The organism is Streptomyces sp. NBC_01264, from assembly GCF_026340675.1.
Taxonomy (GTDB): domain Bacteria; phylum Actinomycetota; class Actinomycetes; order Streptomycetales; family Streptomycetaceae; genus Streptomyces.
Window position 1 is genome coordinate 4,979,642 of the sequence record NZ_JAPEOX010000001.1, and the last position, 15,430, is coordinate 4,995,071.

10 protein-coding genes, 1 tRNA gene and 1 pseudogene are annotated in these 15,430 nt (G+C 69.7%); 11 read left to right on the plus strand and 1 reads right to left on the minus strand.

Annotation, left to right across the window (positions count from 1 at the left end; all coding sequences use genetic code 11):
* Positions 1-40: 40 nt before the first annotated feature.
* From dnaA to OG435_RS23160, 11 genes and pseudogenes are all read left to right on the plus strand, one after another.
* Positions 41-1,447 (plus strand): annotated as a pseudogene (dnaA, locus tag OG435_RS23110) (chromosomal replication initiator protein DnaA); the annotation flags it as partial.
* An 878-nt stretch (positions 1,448-2,325) separates the two neighbouring features.
* The gene (dnaN, locus tag OG435_RS23115) at positions 2,326-3,456 is read left to right on the plus strand and encodes a DNA polymerase III subunit beta (RefSeq protein WP_243331110.1); all 1,131 of its coding nucleotides are present in this window, start codon (positions 2,326-2,328) and stop codon (positions 3,454-3,456) included.
* Between the two features lie 296 nt (positions 3,457-3,752).
* Positions 3,753-4,628, plus strand: a complete 876-nt coding sequence (gnd, locus tag OG435_RS23120) for a phosphogluconate dehydrogenase (NAD(+)-dependent, decarboxylating) (RefSeq protein ID WP_266879296.1) — start codon at positions 3,753-3,755, stop codon at positions 4,626-4,628.
* Positions 4,629-4,753: 125 nt separating this feature from the next.
* Positions 4,754-5,890 (plus strand): DNA replication/repair protein RecF, encoded by a 1,137-nt coding sequence (recF, locus tag OG435_RS23125; RefSeq protein ID WP_266879298.1) that lies wholly within the window; start codon positions 4,754-4,756, stop codon positions 5,888-5,890.
* On the plus strand, positions 5,887-6,432 hold the full coding sequence (locus OG435_RS23130) for a DUF721 domain-containing protein (RefSeq protein WP_266879300.1): 546 nt from the start codon (positions 5,887-5,889) through the stop codon (positions 6,430-6,432). Before recF ends, OG435_RS23130 begins: the two co-directional genes overlap by 4 nt.
* Positions 6,433-6,837: 405 nt before the next feature.
* Positions 6,838-8,895: a DNA topoisomerase (ATP-hydrolyzing) subunit B gene (gene gyrB / locus OG435_RS23135; RefSeq protein WP_323187884.1), complete on the plus strand. Its 2,058-nt coding sequence runs from the start codon at positions 6,838-6,840 to the stop codon at positions 8,893-8,895.
* Between the two features lie 40 nt (positions 8,896-8,935).
* Positions 8,936-11,551 carry a DNA gyrase subunit A gene (gene gyrA / locus OG435_RS23140; protein WP_266879303.1) on the plus strand — a complete coding sequence of 872 codons (2,616 nt, stop codon included), beginning with the start codon at positions 8,936-8,938 and terminating at the stop codon, positions 11,549-11,551.
* A gap of 2 nt (positions 11,552-11,553) precedes the next feature.
* Entirely contained in the window at positions 11,554-12,183 is a 630-nt protein-coding gene (locus OG435_RS23145) for a DUF3566 domain-containing protein (protein ID WP_266879305.1), read from the plus strand.
* 119 nt (positions 12,184-12,302) lie between these two features.
* Positions 12,303-12,376: transfer RNA gene (locus OG435_RS23150), tRNA-Ile, on the plus strand.
* Positions 12,377-12,521: 145 nt separating this feature from the next.
* Positions 12,522-12,656: a DLW-39 family protein gene (locus OG435_RS23155; RefSeq protein WP_208809277.1), complete on the plus strand. Its 135-nt coding sequence runs from the start codon at positions 12,522-12,524 to the stop codon at positions 12,654-12,656.
* A 124-nt stretch (positions 12,657-12,780) separates the two neighbouring features.
* Positions 12,781-14,106, plus strand: a complete 1,326-nt coding sequence (locus OG435_RS23160) for a hypothetical protein (RefSeq protein WP_266879306.1) — start codon at positions 12,781-12,783, stop codon at positions 14,104-14,106.
* A gap of 19 nt (positions 14,107-14,125) precedes the next feature.
* On the opposite strand, the gene OG435_RS23165 is transcribed toward OG435_RS23160, so the two are convergent.
* On the minus strand, positions 14,126-15,406 hold the full coding sequence (locus OG435_RS23165) for a serine/threonine-protein kinase (RefSeq protein ID WP_266879307.1): 1,281 nt from the start codon (positions 15,404-15,406) through the stop codon (positions 14,126-14,128).
* Positions 15,407-15,430 lie beyond the last annotated feature (24 nt).

The window sequence follows — 15,430 nt, forward strand, 5'->3', positions numbered from 1 at the left end:
CATGGGTCACACGGGCCCCGGCGGCCACACCGGCCCGTCCGACGACCAGCTCCCCAACGCCCGCCCCGCCTACCCGGACTACCAGCAACCGCGCTCCGAGCCCGGCGCCTGGCCCCGCGGCGGCCAGCAGGACGACTACGGCTGGCAGCAGCCCCGCCTCGGCGGCTTCCCCGAGCGCGACCCGTACGCCTCCCCGCAGCCGGGCTACATGCAGCAGTCCGAGCCCTCCTCCTACGACCAGGGCTCCTACGAACAGCAGAAGTACGAGCAGCAGCAGTACGAGGGTCAGCAGCAGCGCTCCTCCCGCCAGTACGAGCAGCAGGGCTACGAGCAGCAGTCCGCCCCGCGCCCGGCGCCCAGCCGGCCCGCGCCCTCGGCCCCGTCCGGCGGTTCCACCTCGGGACCGCTGGAGCCGACCGCCCGGCTGAACCCCAAGTACCTCTTCGACACCTTCGTCATCGGCGCCTCCAACCGCTTCGCGCACGCGGCCGCGGTGGCCGTCGCCGAGGCGCCGGCCAAGGCGTACAACCCCCTCTTCATCTACGGGGAGTCGGGCCTCGGCAAGACGCACCTGCTGCACGCCATCGGGCACTACGCGCGGAGCCTCTACCCCGGCACCCGGGTGCGGTACGTGAGCTCCGAGGAGTTCACCAACGAGTTCATCAACTCGATCCGCGACGGCAAGGGCGACGCGTTCCGCAAGCGCTACCGCGAGATGGACATCCTGCTCGTCGACGACATCCAGTTCCTCGCGAGCAAGGAGTCGACGCAGGAGGAGTTCTTCCACACCTTCAATACGCTCCACAACGCCAACAAGCAGATCGTGCTCTCCTCCGACCGGCCGCCCAAGCAGCTCGTCACCCTGGAGGACCGGCTCCGCAACCGCTTCGAGTGGGGTCTGATCACCGACGTCCAGCCGCCCGAGCTGGAGACCCGTATCGCGATCCTGCGCAAGAAGGCCGTACAGGAGCAGCTCAACGCCCCGCCGGAGGTGCTGGAGTTCATCGCCTCCCGCATCTCGCGCAACATCCGCGAGCTGGAGGGGGCGCTGATCCGGGTCACGGCCTTCGCGAGCCTGAACCGGCAGCCGGTGGACCTCGGCCTGACCGAGGACGTACTGAAGAACCTGATCCCCGGTGGCGAGGACAGTGCGCCCGAGATCACGGCGACGGACATCATGGCCGCCACAGCCGACTACTTCGGGCTGACCGTGGACGACCTGTGCGGCTCCTCGCGCAGCCGCGTGCTGGTCACCGCCCGGCAGATCGCCATGTACCTGTGCCGGGAGCTCACGGACCTCTCGCTGCCCAAGATCGGGGCACAGTTCGGCGGCCGCGACCACACCACCGTCATGCACGCGGACCGCAAGATCCGCGCTCTGATGGCGGAACGCCGCTCCATCTACAACCAGGTGACCGAGCTCACCAACCGCATCAAGAACGGCTGACGCCGGCTCTGTGGACGTGCCGTACGGGCGCTGCCGAGCCCTTCCAAACGCTTCAAGAGGGCGCTTCCGGGTCACTTCGGGGGCGCCCTTCTTCGTGCGTGCGCCCCCAACCTGTTCGAATACGCCCCCTTGGGGCCAACTCATCCACAGATTGGGTGACTTTCTTCCGTCCACAGCCTGGGGACGGGGTTCGCTGCCCACAAGACTGTCCACAGGGCCCTTGTGTGAGGCACCATCAGGGCTGGTCAGACCCCTGTGGAATTGTGCGCAACAACTATCCACAGGCTGTGGACGAAATATCCGTCCACAGCTCTGTCCACCGCGTTGTCCACCGCCGGTCCACAGCTTCCCGGGTCCTGTGCACAGGATCAGACGACTTCCCCACACCGTTGTCCACTGTTCGGCAACGAGGAACCCTCGATCACCGCCCCGAGTGAAAGCGGTCACACCGAAGTCGACGTTTGGGTTGTGGAGTACTCGGGAAAACCTGGGGACGCACCTGTGGAGTACTCGGGGTCATCTGGGGACGGCCTGTGCAGAAGTTTTCGTTCTCCACAGAGACACGTGGTTGTCCACCGGTGTCGCCCACAGGGTGTGTGCATAAAAAACGCGGGCTGACCTGTGGAAACACTGTTATCCACCGTTTCCACAGGCCCTACTACTACCCCCATAGAGAGTTAGCCCGGTTTCGGTTTTCAAGCAGGTCCTGTGCACAACTCGGTGGATCGCCCTCCCCTACACCTCGCTCCCGACTTGACCGGCAGCAGCGACGAGTGTCGGCGCCGTACGTCAGACTGGTCCCCGGCATCGGTCGAGGCATCGACGAGCCGACGACGAAGGCCGGCAGACGAGCGAGCAACAGCAGGAGGCGGTTTCCGGTGAAGATCCGGGTGGAGCGCGACGTACTCGCGGAGGCGGTGGCCTGGGCTGCCCGTAGCCTCCCGGCCCGGCCGCCGGTGCCCGTTCTCGCGGGCCTGCTGCTGAAGGCCGAGGAGGGCAAGCTGTCCCTCTCCGGCTTCGACTACGAGGTCTCGGCCCGGGTCTCCGTCGAGGCGGACGTCGAGGAGGACGGCACCGTCCTGGTCTCCGGCCGGCTGCTCGCCGACATCTGCCGCGCCCTCCCCAACCGTCCGGTGGAGATTTCCACAGACGGTGTACGGGCGACCGTGGTCTGCGGATCCTCGCGATTCACACTCCACACCCTGCCTGTGGAGGAGTACCCGGCACTGCCGACCATGCCCACCGCGACCGGCACCGTGCCCGGCGAGGTCTTCGCCTCCGCCGCCGCCCAGGTCGCCATCGCCGCGGGCCGCGACGACACGCTCCCGGTGCTGACCGGTGTCCGCATCGAGATCGAGGGCGACAAGGTCACCCTGGCCTCCACCGACCGCTACCGCTTCGCGGTCCGCGAGTTCCTGTGGAAGCCCGAGGACCCCGAGGCCTCGGCCGTGGCCCTGGTGCCCGCCAAGACCCTCCTGGACACCGCCAAGTCGCTCACCAGCGGCGACACGGTCACCATCGCGCTGTCGGGCTCCGGCCAGGGCGAGGGCCTCATCGGCTTCGAGGGCGCCGGCCGCCGCACCACCACCCGCCTCCTCGAGGGCGACCTGCCGAAGTACCGCACGCTCTTCCCGACGGAGTTCAACTCGGTCGCCGTGATCGAGACCGCCCCGTTCGTCGAGGCCGTCAAGCGCGTGGCCCTGGTCGCCGAGCGCAACACCCCGGTCCGCCTCAGCTTCGAGCAGGGCGTGCTGATCCTGGAGGCCGGCTCCTCCGACGACGCACAGGCTGTGGAGCGCGTCGACGCGAAGCTGGAGGGCGACGACATCTCGATCGCCTTCAACCCGACCTTCCTGCTGGACGGCCTGAGCGCGATCGACTCGCCGGCCGCGCAGCTGAGCTTCACCACGTCCACCAAGCCGGCGCTGCTCAGCGGCCGCCCGGCGGTCGACGCCGAGGCCGACGAGGCGTACAAGTACCTGATCATGCCGGTCCGCCTCTCCGGCTGAGACCGGGAAACGACGCGGCAAGCCCCTCGGGCCCGGCCCCGCTCCACGCGGGACCGGGCCCGAGGGCGCTCCGCCTCCCCGCCCGCGCAGCCCCATAGCGGCTCCGCAGTGGCCCGCAGCGGCCGCCCAGGGGCTCGTACGGAGCCTCGTGCGCGGCCCCCCGGACGCCTCGCGGCCGACACCCGGAGTGCCCGTGGCGCCGGGCGGCACGGCCCGGCGTAGGCTCGGCACGGGGGGATGTCCCCGGGCGGGGAGCACCCCGGCACAGACGGCCACAACGCTAAAGGAACCACCTGATGGAGCTTGGTCTCGTCGGTCTCGGCAAGATGGGCGGCAACATGCGCGAGCGCATCCGCCGCGCCGGCCACACCGTCATCGGATACGACCGCAACCCGGACCTCGCCGATGTCCACAGCCTGCGGGAACTTGTGGACAGCCTGCAGGCCCCCCGCGTGGTGTGGGTGATGGTCCCGGCGGGCGCGGCGACCCAGTCCACCGTCGACGAGCTCGCCGAGCTGCTTTCGATCGGCGACATCGTGGTCGACGGCGGCAACTCCCGATGGACCGACGACGAGAAGCACGCCGCGGAGCTGGCGACCAAGGGCATCGGCTTCGTCGACTGCGGGGTCTCCGGCGGCGTATGGGGCCTGGAGAACGGCTACGCGCTCATGTACGGCGGCGCCAAGGACCACGTCGCACGGGTCCAGCCGATCTTCGACGCCCTCAAGCCCGAGGGCGAGTTCGGCTCCGTGCACGCGGGCAAGGTCGGCGCCGGCCACTTCGCGAAGATGGTCCACAACGGCATCGAGTACGCCATGATGCAGGCCTACGCCGAGGGCTGGGAGCTCCTGGAGAAGGTCGACTCGGTCACCGACGTCCGCGAGGTCTTCCGGTCCTGGCAGGAGGGCACGGTCATCCGTTCCTGGCTGCTGGACCTGGCCGTGAACGCGCTGGACGAGGACGAGCACCTGCAGCAGCTGCGCGGCTTCGCGCAGGACTCGGGCGAGGGCCGCTGGACGGTCGAGGCCGCGATCGACAACGCCGTGCCGCTGCCCGCGATCACGGCCTCGCTCTTCGCGCGCTTCGCGTCCCGCCAGGACGACTCCCCGCAGATGAAGATGATCGCCGCGCTGCGCAACCAGTTCGGCGGTCACGCGGTCGAGAAGAAGTAATCCACAACCGCTCCACAGATTCACAGATCCACAGATCAGCAGCTCCACAGGCCGCGGCCTGGATGTGCACAGCCTGTGGAGCGGAGCACGGCAGAGCAGCAGGAAGCCGGGGGAGGTCGGCGCACATGCACGTTTCGCATCTCTCGTTGGCCGACTTCCGCTCGTACGCCCGGGCCGAGGTTCCCCTCGACCCGGGCGTCACCGCTTTCGTGGGCCCCAACGGGCAGGGCAAGACCAATCTCGTCGAGGCGATCGGCTACCTCGCGACCCTGGGCAGTCACCGCGTCTCCGCGGACGCCCCGCTCGTGCGGATGGGCGCCGAGCGCGCCGTCATCAGGGCCGCCGTCACCCAGGGCGAGCGGCAGCAGCTCGTGGAGCTGGAGCTGAACCCGGGCCGCGCCAACCGGGCCCGGATCAACCGGTCCTCCCAGGTCAGACCACGTGACGTCCTGGGGATCGTGCGCACGGTGCTGTTCGCCCCCGAGGACCTGGCCCTGGTCAAGGGCGACCCCGGGGAGCGGCGCCGCTTCCTCGACGAGCTGGTCACTGCGCGCTCGCCGCGCATGGCGGCCGTCCGCTCGGACTACGAGCGGGTGCTCAAGCAGCGCAACACCCTGCTGAAGTCGGCGGCGATGGCCCGCCGGCACGGCGGCCGCTCCATGGACCTGTCCACCCTCGACGTGTGGGACCAGCACCTGGCGCGCACGGGCGCGGAGCTGCTGGCCCACCGGCTCGACCTGATCGCGACGCTGCTGCCGCTGGCGGACAAGGCGTACGAGCAGCTCGCCCCGGGCGGCGGCCCGCTGGGGGTGGCCTACAAGTCCTCCGCGGGCGAGCAGGTGGACAGCGGTGAGGCGCGCACCCGCGAGGCGCTGTACGAGGTCCTCCTCGGCTCCCTGTCCGAGGTGCGCAAGGGCGAGATCGAGCGCGGGGTGACCCTGGTCGGCCCGCACCGCGACGACGTGGTGCTGCGCCTCGGGGAGCTGCCGGCCAAGGGGTACGCGAGCCACGGCGAGTCCTGGTCGTACGCGCTGGCCCTGCGGCTGGCCTCCTACGAGCTGCTGCGCTCGGAGGGCAGTGAGCCGGTGCTGATCCTCGACGACGTGTTCGCGGAGCTGGACGCGCGGCGCCGGGAGCGGCTGGCGGAGCTGGTGGCCCCCGGCGAGCAGGTGCTGGTGACGGCGGCCGTCGACGACGACGTGCCCGGGGTGCTGGTCGGGACCCGGTTCGCGGTGTCCGGCGGAGAGGTGACCCGGCTGTGAGCGGCAAGGAGCAGGAACCGGCCCCCCCGGAGCCACCGCGCAAGGCGGCCGAGCCCTCCGGCGTGGACCTGGCGCGCCAGGCGCTGGCGGCGGCGCGGGAGCAGGCGCGGGCCCGTGGCAACGCGGCGCAGAACAAGAAGGGCCGTTACCAGCCGGGCCTGCGCTCGGGCGCCCGCGCGGACGGCCGGGACCCGATGCCGCTGATGGCGGCCTTGGACCGGCTGCGCACGGAGCGCGGCTGGGAGATGCCGATGGCGGTGGCGGGCGTGATGGAGCGCTGGCCGGAGATCGTGGGCCAGGACATCGCGACGCACTGCGTGCCGGACCGGTACGAGGACCGCGAGCTGGTGGTGCGCTGCGATTCCTCGGCGTGGGCGGCGCAGCTGAAGCTGCTGGCCCCGCAGCTGGTGGCGCGGCTCAACGCGGACCTGGGGCAGGGCACCGTCCGGCTGATCAAGGTCCACGGTCCGGGTGGCGGGCCCAAGCGGTACGGGCCCTGGCGGGCGCCGGGGAGCACCGGCCCGGGGGACACCTACGGGTGATCCGGCGAGCTCGACCCGGCGTGGTCCGACCGCGCGCGGGCGCTTTCGTACGCCTGCCCGCGCGCACGCCCGTACGGGTGAGTAGGGGGCGGGCGGTCACCCGTACGGACGGCTCCGCGGGTGGTGTCCCTCACGGTAGCGGGAGGTTGACAGCCCGAAGCGCTCAATGCCCGTGTGAGCCTCTTTGAGCCCCTCCCCGGATATGGGGAGTCGGAGAGAGGAGTTTCCGGGCGGCACATGCGGACTCAGGTACCGGCAAACGCCCATTCATGGGGGTGATACCGGTAGACTGAACGAGAATCCCGCGCACGCGCGGGATTCAGTTGAGTAAAGCTGACCACCGCTGACAACGCAGATCGACGCAGCCGCTCCCGCTTGCATGCATGCCGGCCCGGAGTACGGCCTGTGCTGTGCCAGAAAGGGCGCTTCGTGGCCGATTCCGGCAACCCCAACGACAACCAGTCCACAGTCGGCCAGAACGGCGAGGTCACGTCCTCGTACGACGCCAGTGCCATCCAGGTCCTCGAGGGCCTGGACGCGGTCCGCAAGCGGCCCGGCATGTACATCGGCTCGACCGGTGAGCGCGGGCTCCACCACCTCGTGTACGAGGTCGTCGACAACTCGGTCGACGAGGCCCTGGCCGGGCACGCGGACACCATCGACGTGACGATCCTCGCCGACGGCGGCGTGCGCGTGGTCGACAACGGCCGCGGTATCCCGGTCGGCATCGTGCCGTCCGAGGGGAAGCCGGCCGTCGAGGTCGTGCTGACGGTCCTGCACGCGGGCGGCAAGTTCGGCGGCGGCGGCTACGCCGTTTCCGGCGGTCTGCACGGCGTGGGCGTCTCCGTCGTGAACGCCCTGTCCACCAAGGTCGCGGTCGAGGTCAAGACCGACGGTTTCCGCTGGACCCAGGACTACAAGCTCGGTGTCCCGACGGCGGCCCTGCTGAAGAACGAGGAGACGTCCGAGACGGGCACCTCGGTGACCTTCTGGGCCGACGGCGACATCTTCGAGACCACCGAGTACTCCTTCGAGACGCTCTCGCGCCGCTTCCAGGAGATGGCCTTCCTCAACAAGGGCCTGACCCTCTCGCTGACGGACGAGCGCGAGTCGGCGAAGGCGACGATGGGCGCGGACACCGCCGAGGAGACCGACGACCAGCGGGCGCGGACGGTCAAGTACCACTACGAGGGCGGCATCGTCGACTTCGTGAAGTACCTGAACGCGCGCAAGGGCGAGCTGATCCACCCGACCGTCATCGACGTCGAGGCCGAGGACAAGGAGCGCATGCTCTCGGTCGAGATCGCGATGCAGTGGAACTCGCAGTACACCGAGGGGGTCTACTCCTTCGCGAACACGATCCACACGCACGAGGGCGGCACCCACGAAGAGGGCTTCCGCGCGGCGATGACCGGCCTGGTCAACCGCTACGCGCGGGAGAAGAAGTTCCTCCGCGAGAAGGACGACAACCTCGCCGGCGAGGACATCCGCGAGGGTCTGACGGCGATCATCTCGGTGAAGCTGGGCGAGCCGCAGTTCGAGGGCCAGACGAAGACCAAGCTGGGCAACACGGAGGCCAAGACCTTCGTGCAGAAGGTCGTGCACGAGCACCTCAACGACTGGTTCGACCGGAACCCGAACGAGGCCGCGGACATCATCCGCAAGTCGATCCAGGCGGCCACGGCGCGCGTCGCGGCCCGCAAGGCCCGTGACCTCACCCGTCGCAAGGGTCTGCTGGAGAGCGCCTCGCTGCCGGGCAAGCTGTCGGACTGCCAGTCCAACGACCCGACGAAGTGCGAGATCTTCATCGTCGAGGGCGACTCGGCCGGCGGCTCCGCCAAGTCCGGCCGCAACCCGATGTACCAGGCCATCCTGCCGATCCGCGGCAAGATCCTGAACGTCGAGAAGGCGCGCATCGACAAGATCCTCCAGAACACCGAGGTCCAGGCGCTGATCAGCGCCTTCGGCACGGGCGTGCACGAGGACTTCGACATCGAGAAGCTCCGCTATCACAAGATCATCCTGATGGCGGACGCCGACGTCGACGGCCAGCACATCAACACCCTGCTGCTGACCTTCCTGTTCCGCTTCATGCGGCCGCTGGTCGAGGCGGGTCACGTGTACCTGTCGCGTCCGCCGCTGTACAAGATCAAGTGGGGCCGCGACGACTTCGAGTACGCGTACTCGGACCGTGAGCGCGACGCCCTGGTCGAGCTCGGCAAGCAGAACGGCAAGCGGATCAAGGAAGACTCGATCCAGCGCTTCAAGGGTCTGGGCGAGATGAACGCCGAGGAACTGCGCATCACCACGATGGACGTGGACCACCGCGTGCTCGGCCAGGTCACCCTGGACGACGCCGCGCAGGCCGACGACCTGTTCTCGGTGCTGATGGGTGAGGACGTCGAAGCCCGGCGCTCCTTCATCCAGCGCAACGCCAAGGACGTTCGCTTCCTCGACATCTGAGTCGGCTCAGCTGACCGCCTGAAAGGACCTTTGACCAGCAATGGCCGACGAAACCACGCCCACCGCCGCGGAATCCGCGGAGGAGCAGCCCGTCGTACGCATCGAGCCCGTCGGGCTCGAGACGGAGATGCAGCGCTCCTACCTCGACTACGCGATGTCCGTCATCGTCTCCCGCGCGCTGCCCGACGTACGGGACGGCCTCAAGCCGGTCCACCGTCGTGTGCTGTACGCGATGTACGACGGCGGTTACCGGCCCGAGAAGGGCTTCTACAAGTGCGCCCGCGTCGTCGGTGACGTCATGGGCACGTACCACCCGCACGGTGACTCCTCGATCTACGACGCCCTGGTCCGCCTGGCCCAGCCGTGGTCGCTGCGCATGCCGCTCGTGGACTCCAACGGCAACTTCGGCTCCCCGGGCAACGACCCGGCGGCCGCGATGCGCTACACCGAGTGCAAGCTCATGCCGCTGGCCATGGAGATGCTCCGGGACATCGACGAGGAGACCGTCGACTTCACGGACAACTACGACGGCCGCAACCAGGAGCCCACGGTCCTGCCGGCGCGCTTCCCGAACCTGCTGATCAACGGCTCGGCGGGCATCGCGGTCGGCATGGCCACCAACATCCCGCCGCACAACCTGCGCGAGGTCGCGGCCGGCGCCCAGTGGGCGCTGGAGCACCCGGAGGCCTCGCACGAGGAGCTCCAGGACGCGCTCATCGAGCGGATCAAGGGCCCGGACTTCCCGTCGGGCGCCCTGGTCGTGGGCCGCAAGGGCATCGAGGAGGCGTACCGGACCGGTCGCGGCTCCATCACGATGCGCGCGGTGGTCGAGGTCGAGGAGATCCAGAACCGCCAGTGCCTGGTGGTCACGGAGCTTCCGTACCAGACCAACCCCGACAACCTGGCGCAGAAGATCGCCGACCTGGTCAAGGACGGCAAGGTCGGCGGCATCGCCGACGTCCGCGACGAGACCTCGTCCCGGACCGGCCAGCGCCTGGTGATCGTCCTCAAGCGCGACGCCGTCGCCAAGGTCGTGCTGAACAACCTCTACAAGCACACCGACCTGCAGACGAACTTCGGCGCGAACATGCTGGCGCTGGTGGACGGCGTGCCGCGCACGCTGTCGATCGACGCGTTCATCCGCCACTGGGTGACGCACCAGATCGAGGTCATCGTCCGGCGCACGAAGTTCCGCCTGCGCAAGGCGGAGGAGCGCGCCCACATCCTGCGCGGTCTGCTCAAGGCGCTGGACGCGATCGACGAGGTCATCGCGCTGATCCGGCGCAGCAACACGGTCGAGATCGCCCGCGAGGGCCTGATGGGCCTGCTGTCGATCGACGAGATCCAGGCGAACGCGATCCTGGAGATGCAGCTCCGCCGCCTCGCGGCCCTGGAGCGGCAGAAGATCGTCGCCGAGCACGACGAGCTCCAGGCCAAGATCAACGAGTACAACGCGATCCTGGCCTCCGAGGAGCGTCAGCGTCAGATCGTCAGCGAGGAACTGGCCGCCATCGTCGAGAAGTTCGGCGACGACCGGCGTTCCAAGCTGGTGCCCTTCGACGGCGACATGTCCATGGAGGACCTGATCGCCGAAGAGGACATCGTCGTCACGATCACCCACGGCGGGTACGTCAAGCGCACCAAGACCGAGGACTACCGCTCGCAGAAGCGCGGCGGCAAGGGCGTGCGCGGCACGAAGCTGAAGCAGGACGACCTCGTCGACCACTTCTTCGTGTCCACCACGCACCACTGGCTGCTGTTCTTCACGAACAAGGGCCGGGTCTACCGCTCCAAGGCGTACGAGCTGCCGGACGCCGGCCGTGACGCCCGCGGGCAGCACGTGGCGAACCTGCTGGCCTTCCAGCCGGACGAGAAGATCGCCCAGATCCTCGCGATCCGCGACTACGAGGCCGCCCCGTACCTGATCCTGGCCACCAAGGGCGGCCTGGTGAAGAAGACGGCGCTCAAGGACTACGACTCTCCCCGTTCGGGTGGCGTCATCGCGATCAACCTGCGGGAGACCGAGGACGGCAGCGACGACGAGCTGATCGGCGCCGAGCTGGTGTCCGCCGAGGACGACCTGCTGCTCATCAGCAAGAAGGCGCAGTCGATCCGCTTCACGGCAACCGACGACGCGCTGCGCCCGATGGGCCGCGCCACCTCGGGCGTGAAGGGCATGAGTTTCCGCGGAGGGGACGAACTGCTCTCCATGAGCGTGGTCCGGCCGGGTACGTTCGTCTTCACCGCGACCGACGGCGGCTACGCCAAGCGGACGCCGGTGGACGAGTACCGCGTCCAGGGCCGTGGTGGCCTGGGCATCAAGGCCGCGAAGATCGTGGAGGACCGCGGCTCGCTCGTCGGGGCGCTGGTGGTCGACGAAACGGACGAAATCCTCGCCATCACGCTCAGCGGTGGTGTGATTCGTACGCGCGTCAACGAAGTACGGGAGACCGGCCGTGACACCATGGGCGTCCAGCTGATCAACCTGGGCAAGCGCGATGCCGTCGTCGGCATCGCCCGCAACGCGGAGGCCGGTCAGGAAACTGACGAGGCCGACGACAGCGAGAACGAGATCGGGACCGACGCGGCCGTCGAAGGACAGGCCGCCGAGGCTGCCGAGGGCACGGAGCCCTCGGCTGGGGAGCACGAGGAGTAAGCGTGAGCGGAGCCACGGGCGCCGGACCGGCCCAGACTGGAGCGAACGGTGCCCGTGGCCCCGCCGCGGACTCGCAGGGGGGAACCGTGACGGACACCCGAGGACCGCAGCCGCCTCAGTCGCCTCAGACGCAGGCCGGCTCTCAGCAGCCGTACCACCCGCCGCAGGCGTACTCGGTGCCCCAGGGCCCCGGGGCACCGCGGGGGGCGGGCGACCCCGGCGCGCAGCGCAAGCCGCGCACGGGGGCCCGTATGGCGCCCAGGACGCGCAAGGCGCGGCTCCGGGTGGCCAAGGCCGACCCCTGGTCGGTGATGAAGGTCAGCTTCCTGCTGTCGATCGCGCTGGGCGTGTGCACGATCGTCGCGTCGGTGGTGCTGTGGATGGTCATGGACGCCATGGGCATCTTCTCCAGCGTCGGCGGCACGATCAGTGAGGCGACCGGCTCGAACGAGAGCAACGGCTTCGACCTCCAGACCTTCCTGTCGCTGCCGCGCGTTCTGATCTTCACGACGGTGATCTCGGTCATCGACGTGGTGCTCATGACGGCGCTGGCGACCCTGGGCGCGTTCATCTACAACCTGTCGGCGGGCTTCGTCGGCGGTGTGGAGCTGACGCTCGCCGAGGACGAGTAGCCCCAGTCGGGCACGGGCTGCGGACGGGGCTGGTGACCTGCGCAGACGGGTCACGGGAACCGATTTTGGAGTCACCGGGTCTGTGCGCTAACCTTCAGAAGTCAGCGCGCAGCGCGGATGGGGCTATAGCTCAGTTGGTTAGAGCGCATCCCTGATAAGGATGAGGCCACAGGTTCAAATCCTGTTAGCCCCACAGTGTCGAAGACCCTCAGGCCCATGGCCTGGGGGTCTTTGTCGTTGGGCCAGTTGGTGCAGTGGTAGGTCACCGATCGGTATCGGTCGGTGTGTATTGTTGGGCGCCAGAAGTCCCCTACGTCAACGAAAGACGAGGTCGTGCGGTGAAGAAGCTGCTCCTGGTCGCACTGGCCGCCATCGGCGGGCTCCTCGTGTACCGCCAGATCCAGGCGGACCGTGCGGAGCAGGACCTGTGGACGGAGGCAACCGACTCCGTGCCTTCTGGTTCCGGTGTGTGAGACCCGAGGTTGATCCCAGAGCCCCGACTGCCGCTGCGGTCGGGGCTTTGTGCTGCTCTGTGACGAATTGTTGCGGTATGCAAAGAAGTTGCTTGCGTTGGCAAACTCGGGGTGGGTGCGTGTGATGGGTGGGGTACGTCGGGTACGTCGGCTACGGACGGGCGCTGCGGCGGCGCTGGCCGCCCTCGGGCTGGTCGCGGCCCTGCCGGGGGCCGCGGGCGCGGTGGGGACCCCGAAGCCGGTGCCCGCCTACCGGGGCGCGGACGGGGCGGTGGCGGTGGAGGGGAAGCCCTCCACGGCGGGAGCGCCGCAGCTGAAGACCGGGTCGGTCTACAAGGACCGGATCGCGCCGGGGGAGCGGTACTACCAGCTCACCCTCGACGCCGCTTCGAGCGTGTACGTGTCCGCGGTGCTCCAGCCCCCGGCCGGCGCCAAGGTGGGCTACAGCGACGGCCTGGAGGTCGAAGTCCTCACCCTCGAGAACCGCTCCTGCCAGAGCGGTCCGGGGCGCGCGTCCTTCGGCTACGACCCCGTCCCCATCAGCGCGGTGGGAGGCCGGATCCTGCAGGAGGACGGCTCCTGCCAGGGGAGCGGTCCCTACTACGTCAGGGTCACGCGCGAGACGGCCAAGAACGCCAACGACGCTGACAAGGCGGCCTGGCCCCTGGAGCTGCGGGTCCAGCGCGAGCCGGCGCTCGGCGGCAGCAACGCGCCCACCTCGGCCCCCAGCGTCTGGCCCTCGGCCTCCCCGACCCTGCCCGGCAGCGACGCGGCCCCGCGGGCCGGTGGGACCGGCTTCAACGACGCGCGGGCCCTGGGCAGCGGCGTCTGGAGCGACGAGCTGCGGCCCGGGCAGACCCGCTTCTACCGGGTGCCGCTCGACTGGGGGCAGCAGCTGGGCCTGGCGGCCGAACTCTCCGCGGGCGAGCTGACGAAGGACTCCGGGTACGCCTCGCCCGGGCTCTCCGTCGCGCTGTACAGCCCGTACCGCTCGCTGATCGACAGCGAGGACGCCTCGTACGACGGCAAGCAGGCGGGGCTCACCCTGCCGCGTACACCGCCGGTGGCCTACGAGAACCGCTTCGCCTCCGACCGGAAGCTCGGGGCGGTCCGGGTGGCCGGCTGGTACTACATCGCGGTGACCATGGCGGGGAAGGTCGGGGAGTTCACCCAGGACGCGGTGCCCGTCCCGCTGACCCTGCGCACCCAGATCATCGGAACGCCGGGCAAGGCGCCGGCCTACGCGGAGGACCTCGCGGCCGGCGGGTTCGGCGTGGGGTCCGAGGACCGTACCGCCGCCAAGGAGGGCACCACGGCCGTGGAGGCCGACGCCGCCGCGGAGAACCGGTCGGTGATGCGGGTGGTCGCGAGCGCCGGCTTCGGTACGGGGACGCTGCTGCTGCTCGTGCTGGGCGGCTGGATCCTGCTGGCGAGGCGGCGTATGGCCTAGGAGATCCGAAAGAGACGGCCTAGAGCTGGGTCAGGGCCCAGATCCCGACGGCGAAGCACAGTACGGCGGCGAGCAGGATCCCGGCGGTGACCTTCGCGGGCGGGGGCGCGAGGGCGGCCGTGCGGGGCGCGGCCGGGGAGACCGGCTGGGCCTGGGGCTGGGGTTGGGCGTAAGGATGCGGGTACGGGGCCGTCTGCGCGGTCGGCACCGTCGGCGCGCTCCGGGGCGTCGGGGTGGTGGCGAGCTGGGGCGGCGGGAGGTGGAAGCTGCCCGTCTCCGAGGGGCCGAACACGCCGAGGGGCTCGGTGGCGGGTGTGGGGGCTTCGGTGGGCTGCGCGGGCACGGAGGGCGGGGGCGGGTTCGTCGCCGGGGCCGGTCCCGGGTTCGTCGGGTTCGCAGAAGGGGTCCCGTACGCGGTCTCCCGCAGTGCCCTGGGCGTGAAATCGTGCGGCACCGGGCCCAGTTGGTCGAACACCTCGACCGGATCCCCGTCCGGGCCGGGCGGCGGGAGCAGCTCCACGGCCTCGGCGAGGGCCCTGCGCGCCCCGGTGGCCGTCTGGAACCTGCTCCGGGGGTCCGGCTGGAGCAGCGCCGCCAGGACGTCCCACAGCGGCGCGGGAACACCCTCCGGGGCATCGGGGGTGCCGTGGGTGAAGAACTGCTCCACGAGGGTCTGGGAGTCGGGCTTGGCGCCCTGGAGCAGGTAGAGGCCGACCAGTCCGACGGCGAACAGGTCAGCGGTGAAGTCCGGCTCGGAGCCGAGGAGTTGCTCGGGGGCGAGATAGCCCGGCGTGCCCACCACGTACGCGGTCTCGGTCAGCCGGGGCTCGCCCTTGCGCATGGCGATGCCGAAGTCGGACAGCCGCAGGTGCGGCCGCCCGGTTCCGGTGGCCTCCATCAGGATGTTGGCCGGTTTGATGTCGCGGTGCACGACGCCCTCCGCATGCACCGCCGCCAGCCCCGACAGGAGCTGGTCGAGCAGCGTGCACACGAACCGGGGCGGCAGCGCCCCGTAGTCCCCGATCACATGGGCGAGGGAGCCGCCGGCGACGAGGTCCATGGTGAAGAGGACCTTGTCGTCGTCCGCCGCCCAGCTGGCCGGGGCCAGTACGTGCGGGTGATCGATCCGCAGCGCCTGCTCGCGCACGAACCGCAGCAGGGTGTGGGCATCGCTGTGCAGGAGGACCTTCGCTGCGACGTACCTGCGGCGCCGGTGGTCCCACGCTCGCCATACGGCACCTGCGCCGCCACGCCCGATCGGGTCGATCAGTTCGTACCGGCCGGCGAAGATCTCACCCATTGCTGCGCCCGTCCCCCGTCGTCA

Bases quoted from the DNA above. Each gene is read 5' to 3' on its own strand.
- OG435_RS23165 (WP_266879307.1), bottom strand. From the start codon at position 15,406: ATGGGTGAGATCTTCGCCGGCCGGTACGAACTGATCGACCCGATCGGG.
- gnd (WP_266879296.1), top strand. From the start codon at position 3,753: ATGGAGCTTGGTCTCGTCGGTCTCGGCAAGATGGGCGGCAACATGCGC.
- OG435_RS23160 (WP_266879306.1), top strand. From the start codon at position 12,781: ATGGGTGGGGTACGTCGGGTACGTCGGCTACGGACGGGCGCTGCGGCG.
- gyrA (WP_266879303.1), top strand. From the start codon at position 8,936: ATGGCCGACGAAACCACGCCCACCGCCGCGGAATCCGCGGAGGAGCAG.
- recF (WP_266879298.1), top strand. From the start codon at position 4,754: ATGCACGTTTCGCATCTCTCGTTGGCCGACTTCCGCTCGTACGCCCGG.